Source organism: Acidovorax sp. CCYZU-2555 (assembly GCF_018413525.1).
In the GTDB taxonomy this organism is placed as follows: Bacteria; Pseudomonadota; Gammaproteobacteria; order Burkholderiales; family Burkholderiaceae_C; genus Comamonas.
In genome coordinates, this window is the sequence record NZ_JAHCDD010000044.1 from 30293 (window position 1) to 49184 (window position 18892).

16 protein-coding genes are annotated in these 18892 nt (G+C 64.1%); 6 read left to right on the forward strand and 10 right to left on the reverse strand.

Features of this window, described 5'->3' with window-relative positions:
* Positions 1–66: 66 nt before the first annotated feature.
* The 8 genes from KHY18_RS16070 to KHY18_RS16105 all read right to left on the reverse strand — a co-directional run bounded on the left by KHY18_RS16070 (position 67) and on the right by KHY18_RS16105 (position 10783).
* Positions 67–1521 carry a high affinity choline transporter 1 gene (locus KHY18_RS16070; RefSeq protein WP_213301896.1) on the reverse strand — a complete coding sequence of 485 codons (1455 nt, stop codon included), beginning with the start codon at positions 1519–1521 and terminating at the stop codon, positions 67–69.
* Positions 1522–1691: 170 nt separating this feature from the next.
* Positions 1692–3257 (reverse strand): ubiquinone biosynthesis regulatory protein kinase UbiB, encoded by a 1566-nt coding sequence (gene ubiB, locus KHY18_RS16075; RefSeq protein ID WP_213301899.1) that lies wholly within the window; start codon positions 3255–3257, stop codon positions 1692–1694.
* Complete coding sequence (locus tag KHY18_RS16080; RefSeq protein WP_213301902.1) at positions 3254–3844, reverse strand: ubiquinone biosynthesis accessory factor UbiJ; 591 nt, start codon at positions 3842–3844, stop codon at positions 3254–3256. The genes ubiB and KHY18_RS16080 overlap by 4 nt, the downstream gene beginning before the upstream one ends.
* An 88-nt stretch (positions 3845–3932) precedes the next feature.
* Positions 3933–4940, reverse strand: coding sequence for a Tim44 domain-containing protein (locus KHY18_RS16085; protein WP_213301905.1), 1008 nt, complete (start codon positions 4938–4940; stop codon positions 3933–3935).
* A 99-nt stretch (positions 4941–5039) separates the two neighbouring features.
* Positions 5040–5771, reverse strand: coding sequence for a bifunctional demethylmenaquinone methyltransferase/2-methoxy-6-polyprenyl-1,4-benzoquinol methylase UbiE (gene ubiE / locus KHY18_RS16090; protein WP_213301908.1), 732 nt, complete (start codon positions 5769–5771; stop codon positions 5040–5042).
* A 218-nt stretch (positions 5772–5989) separates the two neighbouring features.
* Positions 5990–6406, reverse strand: coding sequence for a gamma-butyrobetaine hydroxylase family protein (locus tag KHY18_RS16095; RefSeq protein WP_213301911.1), 417 nt, complete (start codon positions 6404–6406; stop codon positions 5990–5992).
* A 19-nt stretch (positions 6407–6425) separates the two neighbouring features.
* Positions 6426–6875 (reverse strand): HIT family protein, encoded by a 450-nt coding sequence (locus tag KHY18_RS16100; protein ID WP_213301914.1) that lies wholly within the window; start codon positions 6873–6875, stop codon positions 6426–6428.
* Positions 6872–10783, reverse strand: coding sequence for a DUF3683 domain-containing protein (locus KHY18_RS16105; RefSeq protein WP_213301917.1), 3912 nt, complete (start codon positions 10781–10783; stop codon positions 6872–6874). The genes KHY18_RS16100 and KHY18_RS16105 overlap by 4 nt, the downstream gene beginning before the upstream one ends.
* Positions 10784–11188: 405 nt before the next feature.
* On the opposite strand from KHY18_RS16105, the gene ugpB reads away from it, so the two are divergent.
* The 5 genes from ugpB (at position 11189) to ugpQ (ending at position 16376) form a co-directional block, all read left to right on the forward strand.
* Complete coding sequence (gene ugpB / locus KHY18_RS16110) at positions 11189–12496, forward strand: sn-glycerol-3-phosphate ABC transporter substrate-binding protein UgpB (RefSeq protein ID WP_213301920.1); 1308 nt, start codon at positions 11189–11191, stop codon at positions 12494–12496.
* Positions 12497–12715: 219 nt separating this feature from the next.
* Positions 12716–13597 carry a sn-glycerol-3-phosphate ABC transporter permease UgpA gene (ugpA, locus tag KHY18_RS16115; protein WP_213301922.1) on the forward strand — a complete coding sequence of 294 codons (882 nt, stop codon included), beginning with the start codon at positions 12716–12718 and terminating at the stop codon, positions 13595–13597.
* A gap of 45 nt (positions 13598–13642) precedes the next feature.
* Positions 13643–14491, forward strand: a complete 849-nt coding sequence (gene ugpE / locus KHY18_RS16120; protein WP_213301925.1) for a sn-glycerol-3-phosphate ABC transporter permease UgpE — start codon at positions 13643–13645, stop codon at positions 14489–14491.
* Between the two features lie 50 nt (positions 14492–14541).
* On the forward strand, positions 14542–15552 hold the full coding sequence (locus KHY18_RS16125; protein WP_213301928.1) for a sn-glycerol-3-phosphate import ATP-binding protein UgpC: 1011 nt from the start codon (positions 14542–14544) through the stop codon (positions 15550–15552).
* A 68-nt stretch (positions 15553–15620) separates the two neighbouring features.
* Positions 15621–16376 (forward strand): glycerophosphodiester phosphodiesterase, encoded by a 756-nt coding sequence (gene ugpQ, locus KHY18_RS16130; RefSeq protein WP_213301931.1) that lies wholly within the window; start codon positions 15621–15623, stop codon positions 16374–16376.
* Positions 16377–16536: 160 nt separating this feature from the next.
* On the opposite strand, the gene KHY18_RS16135 is transcribed toward ugpQ, so the two are convergent.
* Both KHY18_RS16135 and KHY18_RS16140 read right to left on the reverse strand, forming a co-directional pair.
* Complete coding sequence (locus KHY18_RS16135; protein ID WP_213301934.1) at positions 16537–17436, reverse strand: N-formylglutamate amidohydrolase; 900 nt, start codon at positions 17434–17436, stop codon at positions 16537–16539.
* Positions 17436–18419, reverse strand: coding sequence for a tripartite tricarboxylate transporter substrate binding protein BugE (locus tag KHY18_RS16140; protein WP_213301937.1), 984 nt, complete (start codon positions 18417–18419; stop codon positions 17436–17438). The genes KHY18_RS16135 and KHY18_RS16140 overlap by 1 nt, the downstream gene beginning before the upstream one ends.
* A gap of 117 nt (positions 18420–18536) precedes the next feature.
* Here KHY18_RS16140 and KHY18_RS16145 point away from each other — a divergent pair.
* Positions 18537–18892: LysR family transcriptional regulator (locus KHY18_RS16145; RefSeq protein ID WP_213301940.1), on the forward strand; the 356-nt coding region annotated here is incomplete at its 3' end.

An 18892-nucleotide genomic window follows, 5' to 3' on the forward strand; every position in this document is an offset into this window, starting at 1 on the left:
CCTCAATTATAGGCGTGCACCTCTAACCCAGGGCTGGCAGGGCTGTGCAAGCCGCTGCCGGAATTTTCAGGCCACGGTCTGCGCGAAATGATGGCCGGCTTCGCGCTGGTTGCCCAGCCACTGCGGCAGCAGCGATCCGGCCCACATTCCGCCCACCGCGCACAGCAGGCCGGCGAGCTGCTGCGGAAAGATTTGCGCCCAGCCGGGCACGCAGATGACGAGCAGCCAGCCGCCCAGGCCCATGACCACGGCCGCCAGCGCGCCCTGGGTCGTGGCGCGCTTCCAGTACAGGCCGGCCACCAGCGGCACCAGCGCGCCGACCAGCGGCACCTGGTAGGCGCCCGACACCATTTCGTAGATCGAGCTGCCCTGCATGGTGATCGAATAGGCCAGCACGCACAGCGTGAAGCCCAGCACCGACAGGCGCATGGCCTTGAGCGTGGCGGCGTCCGACATGTTGGGCCGCAGGTTGCGCAGAATGTTCTCGACAAAGGCCGTCGACGGCGCGAGCAGCGTCGCCGAAGCCGTCGACATGATCGCCGACAGCAGCGCACCGAAGAATGCGATCTGCAGCGCCAGCGGCATGCGTTCGAGCACCAGCGTGGGCAGCAGCTTCTGCGGGTCGTCGGCAAGCAGCGCGGCTGCGGTTTCCGGCATCACTAGCACCGCGGCCGTGACCACGAACATGGGCACGAAAGCGAACAGGATGTAGCAGATGCCGCCGATGATGGGGCCGCGCCGGGCGATGGACGCATTCTTGGAGGACATCACGCGCTGGAACACGTCCTGCTGCGGAATCGAGCCCAGCATCATGGTGATTCCCGCGGCAATGAAGAACAGCCAATCGCGCGCGCTGGCGTTTTCGGGGAAGAAACGGAATTTTCCTTCGCGCGCCGCGAAATCGATCACCCGCCCCGCGCCGCCGGCCAGGTCAGCCGCGTACCAGGCGATCATCAGCAGGCCGACGACGATCACGATCATCTGCACGAAATCGGTCATCGCCACCGACCACATGCCGCCGAACAGCGTGTAGACCAGCACGATCAGCGTGCCCACGACCATGCCGGTCGTGATGGACATCGCGCCCTGCGTGAGCAGGTTGAACACCAGGCCCAGCGCGGTGATCTGCGCACCGACCCAGCCCAGGTAGCTGAAGATGATGATGATGGAGCACAGCACTTCGATCGTGCGGCCGAAGCGCAGGCGGTAGTAGTCGCCGATGGTGATCAGGTTCTTCTGGTAAAGCTTGTAGGCAAAGAACAGGCCGACCAGCACCAGGCACATGCCCGCGCCGAACGGGTCTTCCACCACGCCGCTCAGGCCTTCCTTGACGAACTGCGCCGACACGCCCAGCACCGTCTCCGAGCCGAACCAGGTGGCGAACGTGGTCGCGACCACCACCGCCAGCGGCAGGCTGCGACCGGCCACCGCGTAGTCGGCCGTGTTCTTGACGCGCGTGGCCGCATACAGGCCTATGCCGATGGACGCAAGCAAGTACAGAACGATGAACGTGATCAGCATGGCACCTCTCCCCAACCCCGGGTATTGTCAAAACCGCTGCGGATTATCCAGGCAATAGGCGTCCTGCATATAGTGCTGTGGTGCAAATGATGCGCTCGGCAAAAAACCATGGCCGCCTATTGCCGCATGGACCGGCCCGCCTCGAGCGGCGCCGGCCTTTCAGGGAGCGTTCAATAGAACCGCACGCGCGCCAGCACCTGCATGACCAGCAGTCCCAGCAGGAAGCCAACGCCGCCGTAGACCAGTGCCTGCAGCAGGCTGTTGGTGCGGTGCTGGGCCTTGACCAGTTCCTGCAGCGCCTTGTTCTGGTCGTCGTTGTTGTTCTGCAGCGCGCGGTACAGCAGGCGCGGCAGCTCGGGCAGCAGCTTGGCATAGGTCGGCGCCTCGTTGCGCAGTTCGCGCCACAGGCGTTGCGGCCCCATCTGTTCCAGCATCCACTTTTCGAGGAAAGGCTTGGCCGTGCTCCACAGATCCAGGTTGGGGTCGAGCTGGCGGCCCAGGCCTTCGATGTTGAGCAGGGTCTTCTGCAGCAGCACCAGCTGCGGCTGGATTTCAACCTGGAAGCGGCGCGACGTCTGGAACAGCCGCATCAGCACCATGCCCAGCGAGATTTCCTTGAGCGGACGGTCGAAATACGGCTCGCAGACGGAGCGTATCGCCGACTCGAGCTCCTCGACACGTGTGGTCGCCGGCACCCAGCCGCTTTCGATGTGCAGTTGCGCCACGCGCTTGTAGTCGCGGCGGAAGAACGCCGTGAAATTCTGCGCGAGGTATTCCTTGTCGAACTCGGTCAGGGTGCCGACGATGCCGAAATCGATGGAGATGTAGCGGCCGAAGGTCTGCGGATCGAGGCTCACCTGGATGTTGCCCGGGTGCATGTCGCCATGAAAGAAGCCGTCGCGGAACACCTGCGTGAAGAACAGCGTCACGCCGTCGCGCGCCAGCTGCGGGATGTCGACGCCGGCTTCGCGCAGGCGCTCGGTCTGGCTGATGGGAACGCCTTTCATGCGCTCCATGACCATGACCTGCGGGTGGCAGAAGTCCCAGTGGATCTCGGGAATCAGCACCAGGTCCAGCCCGTCCATGTTGCGGCGCAGCTGCGCGGCATTGGCGGCTTCGCGAATCAGGTCGAGCTCGTCGTGCAGGTAGTTGTCGAATTCGGCGATCACCTGGCGCGGCTTGAGGCGCTTGGCGTCCGCCGACAGGCGTTCGACCCAGCGCGCCATCATGTGCATCAGCTGCAGATCCTTGTCGATCACGGCCAGCATGCCGGGACGCAGCACTTTCACCGCGACTTCGTGCTCCACGCCATTGCGGTCGCGCAGCACGGCGAAATGCACCTGGGCGATCGAAGCGCTGGCCACGGGCTGCTGCTCGAAGCTGACGAAGATCTCGGCCAGCGGCCGCTGGAACGAACGCTCGATGGTGGCGACGGCGATCTCGGCCGGAAATGGCGGAACGCGGTCCTGGAGCTTGGCGAGTTCGAGCGCCACGTCGGGTGGCAGCAGGTCGCTGCGCGTCGACAGCACCTGGCCGAACTTGACGAAGATGGGCCCGAGCTGCTCGAGCGCCTGGCGCAGACGCACGCCGCGCGGCGTGTGGAAACGCCGGCCTACGGTCAGCACACGGCTGAGCAGGCGCAGCGACGGGTGCTTGAAACCGGACAGCACCAGTTCATCGAGGCCGTACCGAAACACCACCCACAGGATGGTCACCCCACGCAGCAAACGGCTCATGGCTGATTCCGGCCGCCGATATCGCCTGAAAGCGAATCGCCCTTGTCAGCCGCAGCAGTGCCGCGCGCCGCGCGTGCACCGACGAACTGGCGCAGCGTCTGCGCGGCCTTGCGGGCCACCTGCGACACGGTGTGCGCAGGCGCGTCGCCGATCACGCGTGCCAGGTCTTCCTCGATATCCCACTGCACGTTGTCGACCAGCCAGTTGATGTCGGCTGCCAGCTGCACATCGCCTTCGATGCGGATCGCGGGCTTGTCGCCGCGCAGCGCGGCCTGGGCCAGCGCCAGCGGCGAGGTGTCGGTGACTTCGAGCTGCAGGTCAGGCACGGCGCCGGCTTCGGCCAGATCGAGCAGGCCCGCGGGCGTGATGACCAGCGCCATGGTGTAGGAGCGCCACTGGACGCGCGCGACGCGGCCTTTTTGCCGCACCAGACGCTCCATCGCCGCTTTTTCCTGCATCAGCACATGGTTGAGGAACAGCACCGTGCGCTGCTGCACTTCGTGCACCAGCCAGGACGGAAGTTGCGGGCCTGACACAACGCGTTCCAGGAGGCCGTTCAGGAAAGAAAAAGGGGACTGTGTTGCCATAGTCCCCGATTATTCCCTAGTTGTCGCGCCTCACAAAACCCTTGAGACCTCGTTGCGTCGGGTTCTGTTGGGCGCGCCCTTGTGGAAATTACTGCAAAGCCTGCACGCCGGCCACCAGCCAGCCGCTGTTGCCTGCCTTTGGCTTGGTCATATTCCACACTTCGCGGAAGGGGCTAGGGCTGGCCGAAGCTTCTTCGCGGATCATGCCCGAGAACTCGACGCTGGCCATGTAGCCGTCGCCCAGGTCTTCGATGCCCAGCAGCTGGGCTTCGATCATCAGCACGTCGGTCTGGTTGATCGCGCCGGGATGCTCGGCTTCGCGCTCGGCCAGCTGGGTGCGGATTTCCGACAGCATGCCGTCGGTCATCATGGCGCGCAGGCTGGTGATGTCGGAACGATCCCAGGCTTGCTGCAGCGTCACGAAGTTGCGCTTTGCAGCCGTGAGGAAACCGTCGGCATCGAAGCCTGCGGGCACGCTCCAGGTCGATGGCAGCGCCGAACCGATCAGCGAGCCGGTGGCGGAACCGACGACCGGCGCAGCCGCGGGAGCGGCCGTCTCGAAGGCCGTGGACTGGCTTTCCCAGGGACGGGCCGAGGCATCGTTGCCGACCTTGTCCGGGCTGTATTGGCGTGCCATGGGCACATCGCCCGCACCGCCGGCGCCCTGGAAGGCAAACGGGCTGCGTGCCGCGGCGGCGTTATCGGCCTTGGCCTTGCGCGCGCGCAGAACCATGCCCACGACGACCATGATGGCTGCAGCCAGCAGACCGAACATCAGCATGTTGGCAAACGCTTCGCCAAAGCCCAGCGAGTTGGCCAGCCATGCGAGGCCCAGGCCCGCGGCCAGACCGCCGAGCATTGCGCCCCAAGGCTTCTTCGGTGCCGCTGCCGCAGGCGCTGCGCCGGGCTTGGCCGCAGCCGAGTTGCTTGCGTTCTGCGCTGGAGCGCCGGGTGCGCCGGGCGCAGCGGAGTTGCGCTGCGTCACGTTGCTCGATTGCTGTCCCATGGACTTGCCGCCGCCCATGCGCTTGGCATCGGCATCCAGGTGGACCACCGACAGCATTGCCACCAGTACTACCGACCAGAGCTTCATCATGTCATCTTCCTTCCGTTGTTCGTTTTAGAGTGGCCCACACAACCCTTGCTGCGTCGTTGCGTTGCCTTGTCATGTTGTTTGCGTTTTTCTCTATCCTACTCAGCACTTGATACCCACATGAAGCGCCACGATGCCGCCCGTCATATTGTGGTAGTCGACATGGCCGAAGCCGCACTGCTTCATCAGCGTCTTGAGTTCGTCCTGGCTGGGATGCATGCGGATCGACTCGGCCAGATAACGGTAGCTCGCGTCATCGCCGGCCACGAGCTTGCCCAGCGTGGGCAGCACCTTGAACGAATACCAGTCATAGGCCTTGGTCAGCGGCTTGGCGACGCGCGAGAACTCGAGCACCAGCAGCCGGCCGCCGGGCTTGAGCACGCGGCACATCTCGCGCAGCGCTGCGTCCTTGTGCGTCATGTTGCGCAAGCCGAAGGCCACGCTCACCACATCGAAATGCGCATCGGGAAACGGCAGCTGCTCGGCATCGCAGACCAGGGTAGGCAGCAGCACGCCCTTGTCGATCAGCCGGCTGCGGCCCACGCGCAGCATGGCTTCGTTGATGTCGGTGTGCACGACTTCGCCGCTGGTGCCGACCTTCTTAGAGAAAGCCAGCGACAGGTCGCCCGTGCCGCCGGCGATGTCGAGCACCTTGCTGCCTTCGCGCAGGTTGGCCACCATCACGGTGTAGGCCTTCCAGGCGCGGTGCATGCCGCCCGACATCAGGTCGTTCATGACGTCGTACTTGGATGCGACTGAATCGAAGACGCCGCGCACATGGCGCGCCTTGTCCTGCTCATCAACCGACTCGAAACCGAAATGTGTGGTGCTCATATGCAATCAATGCTAAGCAAGCAGACGCCTGGCGTACAGCGACAACCCCGTGCCGTCGCAGGGCTTGCCAGGCCTGCATCAAAATGGAAAATGGTCTACGGCGCAGGCGGATCCTGTGGCCGAAGCTACTATTAATATAGCATCCGGCGCTGCCCGGGCTGGGGATTGTCCTTAGCCCAGCGCGTCACCCTGCCCCCTCACGGTCAGGCTTGGTGTGCTCAGTGGCTAGAGCACCCATGTCCGGAGGACTTGCCCGGCATCGGCGTATCGCGATCGACGCCGGCCGCTTCGAGCCGCTGCAGGTATTGCGCCCACCGCTGCTCCTGCTCGCTGCCCAGCTCGTACAGATAGACCCAGGTGAACAATCCGCTTTCATGGCCGTCGCTGAAGATCGGCTTGATCGCGTAGTTGCCCACGGGCTCGACGGCGACGATCTCGACGTTGCGCTTGCCGTACTGCAGCACTTCCTGGCCCGGGCCATGGCCCTGGACTTCGGCCGACGGCGAATACACGCGCAGCAGCTCGAACGGCAGGCGAAACTGCGCGCCGTCGGAGTAACCCACTTCGAGCACGCGCGAAGCGCCATGCACCGTGAGGGATTCGGGGGTCGGGATTCCGGGTTTCAAACCTGCCATGACGTCACCTGTTGTTTCTTCAAGACCAGGGCTGCAGCGCCGCCACCAGCCGGGCTTCGACCTCGGGCAGGCGCGCGGCCAGCGCGGTTTCCTGCGCCAGCACGCGTTCGCGCTGCGCCGGCGCCCAGATCGGCGCGGGAAAATGGCTGTCCCAATCGAAGCGCGCGATCACATGCCAGTGTAGATGCGGCACCATGTTGCCCAGCGCCGCGAGGTTGATCTTGGTCGGCGCCAGCTGCTCGCGCAGCACGCGCTCGACCGCGGTCACCACCTGCATGCAAAGCACGCTTTCGGGCGCCGACAGATCGGAGAACTCGCTCGCGTGGTCGGTCCAGACCACGCGATAGAACGCCGCAAAGCCCGGTTCGTCGGCACGGATCACGCGCAGCCGCGCGCCCTGCCAGACCAGCGCGCCGCCCACGGTGGTGCACAGCGCGCAGGCTGGATCGTGGCAAGTCTGGGCGTTCACACCAGCACCCGCTCGATGCCGCCGGCGTTGGCACGCTCGACATATTCGGGCATCCAGTTCTCGCCGAGGATCTTGTTGGCCATCTCGACCACGATGTAGTCGGCTTCGAGCAGGCCGTTCTTCAGGTCGTCGCCATAGCGGCTCAGGCCCTGCAGGCAGCTGGGGCAGCTGGTCAGGATCTTGACGTTGTCCTGGGCATCGAGCGCGCCCGCGGCCTTGAGCTGCGCCTGGCCCTTGAGCAGCTCTTCTTCCTTGCGGAAGCGGATCTGCGTCGAGATGTCGGGGCGGCTCACGCCCAGCGTGCCGGATTCGCCGCAGCAGCGCTCGCTCTTGAGCACCTGGTCGCCCATCAGGCCCTTGACGGTCTTCATCGGGTCCTGCAGCTTCATCGGCGTGTGGCAGGGGTCGTGGTACAGATAACCACCGGCCTGACCCAGCGTGATGCCCTTTTCGAGCAGGAACTCATGGATGTCGATGATGCGGCTGCCGGGGAAGATCTTGTCGAACTGATAACCCTGGAGCTGGTCGTAGCAGGTACCGCAGCTCACCACCACGGTCTTGATGTCGAGGTAGTTGAGCGTATTGGCCACGCGGTGGAACAGCACGCGGTTGTCGGTGATCATCTTGTCGGCGACATCGAACTGGCCGCTGCCGCGCTGCGGGTAGCCGCAGCACAGATAGCCCGGCGGCAGCACGGTCTGCACGCCCGCATGCCACAGCATGGCCTGCGTCGCCAGACCCACCTGGCTGAACAGCCGCTCCGAGCCGCAGCCGGGGAAGTAGAACACCGCCTCGGTCTCGGCATTGGTGGTCTGCGGGTTGCGGATGATGGGAACGTAGTCCTTGTTCTCGATGTCCAGCAGCGCGCGCGCGGTCTTCTTGGGCAGGTTGCCAGGCAGCTTCTTGTTGATGAAGTGGATCACCTGTTCCTTGATCGGCGCCTTGCCCACGGTCGAGGTCGGACGCGCGGTCTGCTTGCGGCTCACGGACTTGAGCAGGTCCACCGCCATGCGCTGGGCCTTGAAGCCCACGCCGACCATGGCCTTGCGCATCAACTTGATGGTGTCGGGGTTGGTCGCGTTGAGGAACGTCATCGTGAGCTTGTTGCCCGGATTGAAGCTCTTCTTGCCCATCTTGCGCAGCAGGTTGCGCATGTTCATGGTCACGTCGCCGAAGTCGATCTTGACCGGGCAGGGGTTGGCGCACTTGTGGCAGACCGTGCAGTGATCGGCCACATCCTCGAATTCCTGCCAGTGCTTGATCGACACGCCGCGCCGCGTCTGTTCCTCGTAGAGGAAAGCCTCGACCAGCAGCGACGTGGCGAGAATCTTGTTGCGCGGGCTGTACAGCAGGCTGGCGCGCGGCACATGCGTGGCGCAGACCGGCTTGCACTTGCCGCAGCGCAGGCAGTCCTTGACCGAGTCGGCGATCGCGCCGATGTCGGACTGCTGCATGATCAGCGACTCGTGGCCCATCAGGCCGAAGCTCGGCGTGTAGGCGTTGGTCAGATCGGAGTACATCAGCGACTCGCGCGTTGCGCGACCGTCGTCGCGCATCGCCACCGCGCTCAGGTGCGCGTCGCGGATCAGCTTGCCCTTGTTGAAGCGGCCTTCGGGATCGACGCGCTGCTTGTAGGCGGCGAACGGCGCGAGTTCTGCGTCGGTCAGGAACTCGAGCTTGGTGATGCCTATGCCATGCTCGCCCGAAATCACGCCGTCGAGGCGGCGCGCGAGCACCATGATGCGCGCCACCGCTTCGTGCGCGGTCTGCAGCATTTCGTAGTTGTCGCTGTTGACCGGAATGTTGGTGTGCACGTTGCCGTCGCCGGCGTGCATGTGCAGCGCTACCCAGACGCGGCCCTTGAGCACCTTCTGGTGAATGGCCTGGGCTTCGTCGAGGATGGGCTTGAAAGCGCCGCCCGCGAAGATCTGCGCCAGCGGCGCGCGGATCTGCGTCTTCCAGCTCGCGCGCAGGCTGTGGTCCTGCAGCTCGGGGAACAGCGTTTCCACGTCGGCAAGCCAGCCCGCCCATTGCGTGCGCACGCCGGCTATCAGTTCCAGCGCCTGCTGGACGCGGTCTTCCAGCAGTTCGGCCGAAGGAATCTCGCCCGCGTCGTCCTGCTTGCCCAGCGGCAGGCTGCCGTGGGCGAAGAATTCATGCAATGCGTCGCAGAGCTTGATCTTGTTGCGCAGGCTCAGCTCGATGTTGATGCGCTCGATGCCGTCGGTGTACTCGGCCATGCGCGGCAGCGGAATCACCACGTCTTCATTGATCTTGAAGGCGTTGGTGTGGCGCGAGATCGCTGCGGTGCGCTTGCGGTCCAGCCAGAATTTCTTGCGCGCTTCGGCGCTCACGGCCGTGAAGCCTTCGCCATTGCGCGAGTTCGCGATGCGCACGACTTCGGCCGAGACCCGTGCGACGTCGTCGGCGTTGTCGCCGGCGATGTCGCCCAGCAGCACCATCTTGGGCAGATTGCCGTTGCCCTTCTTGCTCTTGGTCGCGTAACCCACGGCCTTGAGGTAGCGGTCGTCGAGATGCTCCAGGCCGGCCAGCAGCACGCCCGAGCGCTTCTGCTCGGCGAACATGAAGTCCTTGATCTCGACGATGCTGGGCACGGCGTCCTTGGCATTGCCGAAGAACTCCATGCAGACCGTGCGCGTGTGCTGGGGCATGCGGTGCACGACCCAGCGCGCGCTGGTGATCAGGCCGTCACAGCCCTCTTTCTGGATGCCCGGCAGGCCCGACAGGAACTTGTCGGTCACGTCCTTGCCCAGGCCTTCCTTGCGGAAGCTCTTGCCGGGAATGGCCAGCGTCTCGGTGCGCACCGGCGTCTTGCCGTCGGCCTCGAAGTAGCGCAGCTCGAACGTCGCCACTTCGACGTCGTGGATCTTGCCCATGTTGTGGTCGGTGCGCGTGACTTCGAGCCACTGCGCGTCGGGCGTGACCATGCGCCAGCTGACCAGGTTGTCGAGCGCCGTGCCCCACAAAACGGCCTTCTTGCCGCCGGCGTTCATCGCGACGTTGCCGCCTATGCACGACGCTTCGGCAGACGTGGGATCGACCGCGAACACAAAGCCGCCGCGCTCGGCCGCATCGGCCACGCGCTGCGTCACCACGCCGGCTTCGGTCCAGATGGTGCCCACTTCCTGGGCCTGACCCGGAATGCGCAACATCTCGACTTCGGTCATGGCCTCGAGCTTCTCGGTGTTGATCACCACGCTGCGCCAGGTCAGCGGAATCGCGCCGCCGGTGTAACCCGTGCCGCCTCCGCGGGGAATGATGGTCAGTCCGAGTTCGATGCAGCCTTTGACCAGACCGGCCATTTCGGCTTCGGTATCGGGCGTCAGCACGACAAACGGATATTCGACGCGCCAGTCGGTGGCGTCGGTCACGTGGCTCACGCGCGACAGGCCGTCGAACTTGATGTTGTCCTTGGCCGTGAGGCGGCGCAGCGTGCGCTGCACGCGCCGGCGCAGCTCGGCGGCGGCTTCGAACGTGGTGTTGAATTCGATGACCGCGCCGCGCGCGGCTTCGACCAGTTGGCCGACCAGCGTGTCGCGCTCGGCGTCTATGCCGGGCTCACGGCGCTTGTCGATTTCCGCGAGGCGGTGCTGCAGCGCATCTACCAGCGACTTGCGCCGCTCGGGGTTGTCGAGCAGGTCGTCCTGCAGATAGGGGTTGCGCTGCACCACCCAGATATCTCCGAGCACCTCGTAGAGCATGCGTGCGGAGCGGCCCGTGCGGCGCTCTTCGCGCAGCTGATTCAACACGTCCCACATGGACGTGCCCAGCAACCGGATCACGATCTCCCTGTCGGAGAACGAGGTGTAGTTGTATGGGATTTCTCGGAGACGGGCAGGTTCGGCAGCCTTGGCCATCAAGGCGGCCTGCGCAATCGGAAAGTTCATGGGGTGGACCGTGTTGGGCGCTTTTTTGCGCGCCCTTTGCCATGGGGGTCTAGATTTTAAGCCGCGCAGTGTTACTTGATGCATCCGCGCTGACGATGGCCCCCGGCGCCGCGGGCGTTTGCAGCAACCACAAACGCGCCAAAAGGAACCGATTCGATGCTGCAGCAATCGGTATTTTCCCTATATTTGCGCGCGTATCAGCCCGGGGCCGTGGCCTAGAATGCGGTTTCGCCCGCGTTACGGTTCTTTCACATTTTTGCCACGAATTCCGGGCCAACCAGGCCGGTTGCGGGTTTACGCGTTGATGTGACAAGCAGCCTATGCGCACAATCCATGACACAAATCTGTCACGCCCACTGCCTAGCATGGGCGGATTGTTCTTTCGTTCCGCTTCGAGGAGTTTTCATGAATTTCAAACCATTGGCCATTGCCGCAGCCATCGCTGCCACCTGTGTGTCCGCCCAAGCCCAGACCGAAATCCAGTGGTGGCATTCGATGACGGCGGTGAACAACGAGTGGGTCAACGACCTGGCCAAGCAGTTCAATGAAAGCCAGAAGGAATACAAGATTGTTCCTACTTTCAAGGGCGTGTACGACGAGAGCATGACCGCCGCGATCGCTGCCTTCCGTTCGGGCAACGCTCCCCACATCCTGCAAGTGTTCGAAGTGGGCACGGCCACGATGATGGCTTCCAAGGGTGCGACCGTGCCCGTGGGCAAGGTCATGACCGACGCCGGTCTGAGCTTCGACCCCAAGGCCTACATCCCCGCCGTGGCCGGTTACTACACCGCCCCCAACGGCCAGATGCTGAGCTTCCCGTTCAACAGCTCGACCACGATCTTCTATTACAACAAGGACGCCTTCAAGAAGGCCGGCCTGAACCCCGACGTCGCGCCCAAGACCTGGCCCGAAGTGTTCGAAGCTGCCAAGAAGCTCAAGGCCAGCGGCCACAGCTGCCCCATGACGCTGGCCTGGCAAGGCTGGACCCAGCTCGAGAGCTTCTCGACCTGGCACAACGTCGAGTTCGCCACCAAGGCCAACGGCATGGGCGGCATGGATTCGCGCATGAAGGTCAACTCGCCGCTGCACGTCAAGCACATCGACAACCTGGGCAAGGCCGCCGCTGCGGGCGAGTTCGTCTACAAGGGCCGTGCTTCGAGCGCACAAGCCTCGTTCACTTCCGGTGAATGCGCAATGATCCAGACATCGTCGGGCTTCTACGGCGACGTGGCGAAGAACGCCAAGTTCAGCTACGCGCTGGCTCCCCTGCCGTACTACCCCGACGTCAAGGGCGCACCGCAGAACACCGTGATCGGCGGCGCTTCGCTGTGGGTCATGGCCGGCAAGAAGGCCGAAGAGTACAAGGGCGTGGCCAAGTTCTTCGACTTCCTGTCGCAGAGCAAGGTCCAGGCCGCGAGCCACCAGCGCACCGGCTACCTGCCTGTCACCATGGCTGCCTACGATCTGACCGAAAAATCGGGCTTCTATCAAAAGAACCCCGGCACTGACGTCGCCGTGCAACAGATGATCCGCAAGGTCACCGACAACTCGCGCGGCATCCGTCTGGGCAACTATGTGCAGATCCGCACCATCGAGGACGAAGAACTCGAACAAGTGTGGAGCGGCAAGAAGTCGGGCAAGGAAGCCCTGGACTCCATCGTCAAGCGTGGCGACGAATTGCTGGTGCGTTTCGAACGCGCCAACAAGAAGTAAGCAATTTATACAAGGCTAAACCCCTATATTTGACGATATAGCGGGTTTTACGCTGGCACAGCGGCTGCCAGCTAGGCACAATACGCGCATATTCGCTGGATTAAGCGCTTCGACTCGGTTCGTTTAGATTCGCTTTTCACACCCAAGGTGGCCGGCGCCTTCCAATCCTCCGAATCCCAAGACAAGGGGTTCGGCGGTTTTTTTTGTTTGTGAATCCCCATGGAAAAACGCGTACTTTTCCGCTCGACATGGTTGCCCTGGGTGCTGTTGCTGCCCCAGCTGCTGATCATTGGTATCTTCTTCTTCTGGCCCGCGGCCCAGGCCGTGCTCCAGTCGTTCCAGATCGAAGATGCCTTCGGCATGAGCACGGAATGGGTGGGTCTGGAGAACTTCGCCAACCTGCTGGACGATCCGACCTACCTCAATTCCTTCATGCGCACCGCACTGTTCTCGGTGCTGGTGGCGGGCCTGGGGATAGCAATCTCGCTGATCCTGGCGATCTTTGCCGACCGCATCGTGCGCGCGGCCATGCTCTACAAGACGCTGCTGATCGTCCCATACGCCGTGGCACCCGTGATCGCCGGCGTGCTGTGGATGTTCATGTTCTCGCCCTCGCTGGGCGTGGTCGCCCATTACCTGGGCGAGCTGGGCTACAACTGGAACCACATCATGAACGAAGGCCAGGCGATGGCGCTGGTCGTTCTGGCTTCGGTGTGGAAGCAGATCTCGTACAACTTCCTGTTTTTCCTGGCCGGCCTGCAGTCGATTCCCAAATCGCTGATCGAAGCCGCATCGATCGATGGTGCCGGCCCATGGCGCCGCTTCTGGAACATCCAGCTGCCGCTGCTGTCGCCGACCACCTTCTTCCTGCTGGTGATCAACATCGTCTACGCGTTCTTCGATACCTTCGGCATCATTGACGCAGCGACCGCCGGCGGCCCTGGCCAGTCGACCTCGATCCTGGTCTACAAGGTCTATCAGGACGGCTTCAAGTCGCTGGACCTGGGCAGCTCCGCAGCCCAATCCGTGATCCTGATGATCATCGTGGTGGCCCTGACGGTGGTGCAGTTCCGCTACGTCGAAAAGAAGGTGCAGTACTGATGTCCGCCCTCTCTACCGCACCTGTTTTGAATCTGGAGTCCTCCCATGGTTGACCGCCGTCCCTGGATCACCATCCTCTCGCACCTCGTGTTGATCGTGGGCGTGCTGATCGTGGCCTTCCCCCTGTACCTGGCCTTTGTCGCGTCCACGCATACCGCGGATGCGATCGTCCAGTCGCCCATGCCCCTGCTGCCCGGCGCCCACCTCTGGGAAAACTACCAGGCCGCGCTGTTCGGCTCGGGCAAGCTGGGCTCGAACACCAACGTCATGCACATGATGTGGGTCAGCTTCATGACCGCGATGATCATCACCGTCGGCAAGATTGCGATCTCGCTGCTGTCGGCGTTTGCCATCGTCTACTTCCGCTTCCCCTTCAAGATGCTGTGCTTCTGGGCCATCTTCCTGACGCTGATGCTGCCCGTCGAAGTGCGTATCTTGCCGACCTACAAGGTCGTGGCTGAACTGGGCATGCTCAACAGCTACGCCGGCCTGACGCTGCCGCTGATCGCTTCGGCCACGGCCACCTTCCTGTTCCGCCAGTTCTTCCTGACGGTACCGGACGAGCTGGTCGAAGCCGCGCGCATCGACGGCGCCGGCCCCATGCGCTTCTTCAAGGATGTGCTGGTGCCGCTGTCCAAGACTTCGGTCGCCGCACTGTTCGTGATCCAGTTCATCTATGGCTGGAACCAGTACCTGTGGCCGCTGCTGATGACGACCAGCGAAGACATGTACCCGGTGGTCATCGGTATCAAGCGCATGCTTGCCGGTGGTGAAGCCGCGGTGGATTGGAACATCGTGATGGCCACCGCCATTGTCGCCATGCTGCCGCCCGCGGCGGTGGTGATGTTGATGCAAAAGTGGTTCGTAAAGGGCTTGGTGGATACCGAGAAATAAGCCCAGCACCGCTCCTTTTGAACCTCTGAACGATCTGAACGAATACTCCCATGGCATCCATTACCCTCAAGAACGTCGTCAAGCGCTACGGCAGCGGCAAGACCGCAGTCCCCGTGATCCACGGCGTCAACGCTGAAATCAAGGACGGCGAATTCATCGTCATCGTCGGCCCTTCGGGCTGCGGCAAGTCCACCCTGCTGCGCATGATCGCCGGCCTGGAAGAAGTTTCCGGCGGCGACATCTGCATCGGCGACCGCGTGGTCAACAACCTGGAACCCGCCCAGCGCGATATCGCGATGGTGTTCCAGAACTACGCGCTGTACCCGCACATGACGAACTTCGAAAACATGGCCTACGGCCTGAAGATCGCCAAGGTGCCCGTCGAAGAGATCAAGCAGCGCGTCGACAAGGCCGCGAAGATCCTCGAGCTGGGCCACCTGCTGGACCGCAAGCCACGCCAGCTCTCGGGCGGCCAGCGCCAGCGCGTGGCCATGGGCCGCGCCATCGTGCGCCAGCCCAAGGTGTTCCTGTTCGACGAACCGCTGTCCAACCTCGACGCCAAGCTGCGCGCGCAGACCCGCATCGAGATCCAGAAGCTGCACAACGAACTGGGCATCACCAGCCTGTTCGTGACCCATGACCAGGTCGAAGCCATGACGCTGGCCCAGCGCATGATCGTCATGAACGGCGGCGTGATGGACCAGTTCGGCACGCCCGAAGAGGTCTACAACACGCCCGCGACGACGTTCGTCGCCAGCTTCATCGGCTCGCCGCCCATGAACCTGCTGAAAAACGCGCCCGGCGGCCAGACCGGCAAGATCCTGGGCATTCGCCCCGAGCACATCGACATCGTGGCCAGCGGCGGCTGGGAAATGAATGTCATCACCGTCGAACTGCTGGGCGCCGAGCGCCTGGTCTACGGTACGGTCGGCGGCGAAATGGTCACCGTGCGCATCGAGGAAGCCCATGCCTTCCCCAAGGCCGGCGACACCATCCGCATCCAGCCGCGCGAAGAGCGCCGCCTGCATTGGTTCAATGCAGAAACAGGAAAACGCATCTAAACTGCACCCTGCAAGAGAGCCCAAGCGGCTCTCTTTTTACGTTCCCCGTCATTTTCAATGGATTAGCGATGACCGCCCCCTCGAACTCCTGGCCCTATCCCCGCTGGATTGCCCACCGCGGCGCAGGAAAGCTCGCGCCCGAGAACACCATGAGCGCCTTCCGCCTGGGCGCGGCCCATGGCTGGCGCATGTTCGAATGCGACGCCAAGCTCAGCAGCGACGGCGTGCCCTTCCTGCTGCACGACGCGACGCTGGAGCGCACCACCAACGGCCGGGGCACGGGCAGCGACCTGAGCCTGGGCGAGATCGCCCAGCTCGACGCCGGCAGCTGGCATTCGCGCGCCTACGCGGGCGAAGCCCTGCCCACGCTCGAAGCGCTGGCGCGCTGGTGCCTGGCCAACCATTTCTGCCTCAACGTCGAAATCAAGCCCACTCCCGGCCAGGAAGCCGAAACCGGCCGCGTGGTCGCCGAGCTGATGGCCCGCATCTGGCCGCGCGACGCCGTGCAGCCCCTCTTCAGCTCGTTCAAGCCCGAAGCGCTGCAAGCCGCCCAGCAAGCCGCGCCGCATATCCCGCGCGCGCTGCTGGTCGACAAGTTCGCCGCGGACGATGCCGACTTCGCCATTGCACAAGACCTGGGCTGCGTGGCCATGGTGTTCAACCATGCGCTGTGGGATGCCGCACGCGTCGCACAGGTGCACGGCCTGGGCATGCGCTGCGTCAGCTACACCGTCAACGACGAGTGGGCCGTGCAACGGCTGCTCGATCTGGGCACGGACGGGATCATCAGCGACAGGGTGGATCTGTTCAGCCCGGCAGCGTAAATAGCCCCCACGCTTGCCCAGCTCGCTGCACCTACGCGGGGCCGCCCCCAGGGGGGCCGTCCGCCGCCTTGGGGCGGCCCGGCGGCGGCGGTTAACTCTCTTCTTGGAGTTGAAAGAAAAATCCCGGCCAAGGCCGGGATTTTTCATGGGTGTCTGAAACTCAGACCGCGCCAGCCAGCGGCAGCTGCGCGCGCACATAGTCGGCCACGCCCTGCATCACCTTGTCCAGATGCGCCTGCAGCGGCGCGAAGCCCGCATTCGGCGCGCGCGTGTCCTCGTCCATATAGATGGGACGGCGGATCTCGATCTGCAGGCTGTGGCGATTGAGCTGCGGCTGGCCTATGCGGCCTATCAGCTCCACGCCCTTGTACGGCTCGTTGTAGGCCACGCTGTAGCCCCCGGCCTGCAGCAGTTCGCCGACCAGGCGAATGAACTCGGGCGCGCAGGTCGTGCCGTCGCGGTCGCCGAGCACGAAGTCGGCGAGCGTGGCGTCCGTGCGGCCCAGGCGCCGGTAGACGTCGTTGGGCATCGAATGCAGGTTCAGATGCCAGACGCCGCCGAAACGCGCGACGCTGGCGTCGATCGCCTGCTGCAGCGCCGCATGATAGGGTTGCCAGTAATGCCGCAGCCGCGACTGCACTTCGGCGACGCTGAGCTTGCGGTCGTAGAGCGGCGTGGCCTGGCCGTCGCGCACGATGCGCTGCCAGATCAGTCCCAGCCCCTGGCGCGTCTTGACGCCGGGTGCGAGCGGCGACGGCCAGGCTGTGGCCAGCTGCGCGGGGTCTATGTCGTCGGCCGAACGGTTGACATCGATGTAGGTGCGCGGAAACGTCGCCGCAAGCAGCGTCGCGCCATGCGCGGGCCAGCGCTGCCAGAGCTTGTGCACATCGGTGTCTTCACCGCGGCGCAGCAGCGCCATGTCGACACAGTGACCGAAGTCGGCGGGATAGGCCGTGCCGCTGTGCGGCGAATCGCAGACCAGCGGCAGCGCGGCCGCGCTCGGCGCGAAGACCTCGACCGGAGTATCCGGCCGCGGCTGCAAGAAGTCAGGCAAAGGCATCAATCGAGCTTGATGTTGGCGCGCTTGGCAACGGCCGTGTAGCGGTCGATGGCGGCGGTGATCTGCTTGCTGAACTCGGCCGGCGTATTGCCCATGGATTCGCCCGAGATGCCTTTTTGCTTCTCGAGGTAGTCGGGCATGGCCATGACCTTGTGCGCCGCGGCGTTGAGCTTGGCGATGATGGCCGGCGGCGTGCCCGCGGGCGCGACCAGGCCGAACCAGCCGCCGTCGCCCATGCCGGGATAGCCCAGTTCGGTGTAGGTGGGCACATCGGGCAGCACGTCGCTGCGCTTGAGCGCGAGCACGGCCAGCGGGCGCAGCTTGCCCGACTTGATGTGCGGCAGCGTCGACGGCAGGTTGTCGGTCATTGCCGTGACCTGGCCCGCGAGCGCATCGTTGATCGCCTGGCCCGCACCCTTGTAGGGGATGTGCAGCATGTTGATGCCTGCCAGGTTCATGAAGTTCTCGATGTTCGCATGGCCCAGCGAACCGTTGCCGGGCGAGGCAAAGGTGTACTTGCCGGGCTCGGCCTTGGCCAGCGCGATGAATTCCTTCATGGTCTTGGCCGGCACGCTGTTGTGGATCACGAACACGCTGGGCACGGACATCACATTGGTGATCGGCGCGAAATCCTTGACCGCGTCATAGGGCAACTTGGCCATGATGGCCGGGTTCGCGCCATGCGTGGACACGGTCGCCATGCCTATGGTGTAGCCGTCGGGAGCGGCCTTGGCGATCGCATCGGCGCCGATGGAGCCGCCCGCACCGCCGCGGTTCTCGACCACCACGGCCTTGCCCAGCACCTGGCCCATCTTGTCGGCCAGCAGGCGCGCGACCATATCGGTAGAACCACCGGCGCCGAACGGCACGATCAGACGCAGCGGACGGTTGGGGTAATCGGCCTGGGCATGGGCCAGGGGCGCGAGCAGGGCGGTCGCAGCGCAGGCTGCAAGGCTGGACAACAGGGTTCTACGCAGGGCCATGGGGGGAAATCCTCTCGGGGGATGTGGTTCGAAGCCGCCATTCTGGACAGCCCGTGCCACGGCGAAAAGAGACAAAATGACACGCAACTATTACCAACCGTCATAATTGCCCGCGCCATGCGCATGCACTCCCCTTCTCTCTCCGAACTGCACGCTTTCGCGACCGCGGCGCGCCTGGGCAATTTCTCGCTCGCAGCCGATGACCTGCATGTCACCCAGGGCGCGATCAGCCGCGCCATCGCCCGGCTCGAAGAGCATCTGGGCCTGGCCTTGTTCGAGCGCCACGGCCGGCACAGCGTGCTCACGGCCGCGGGGCGCAGCTATCTCGACGCGGTAGGCCCGGCCATCGTGACCATAGAGTCGGCATCGGCCCAGCTGCGCCGCCCGCATGCGGGCGCGCAGCTGCGGCTGTCGGTCACGCCCACGCTGTTCAGCCATTGGCTCATTCCGCGGCTGCCCGATTTCAACGCGCG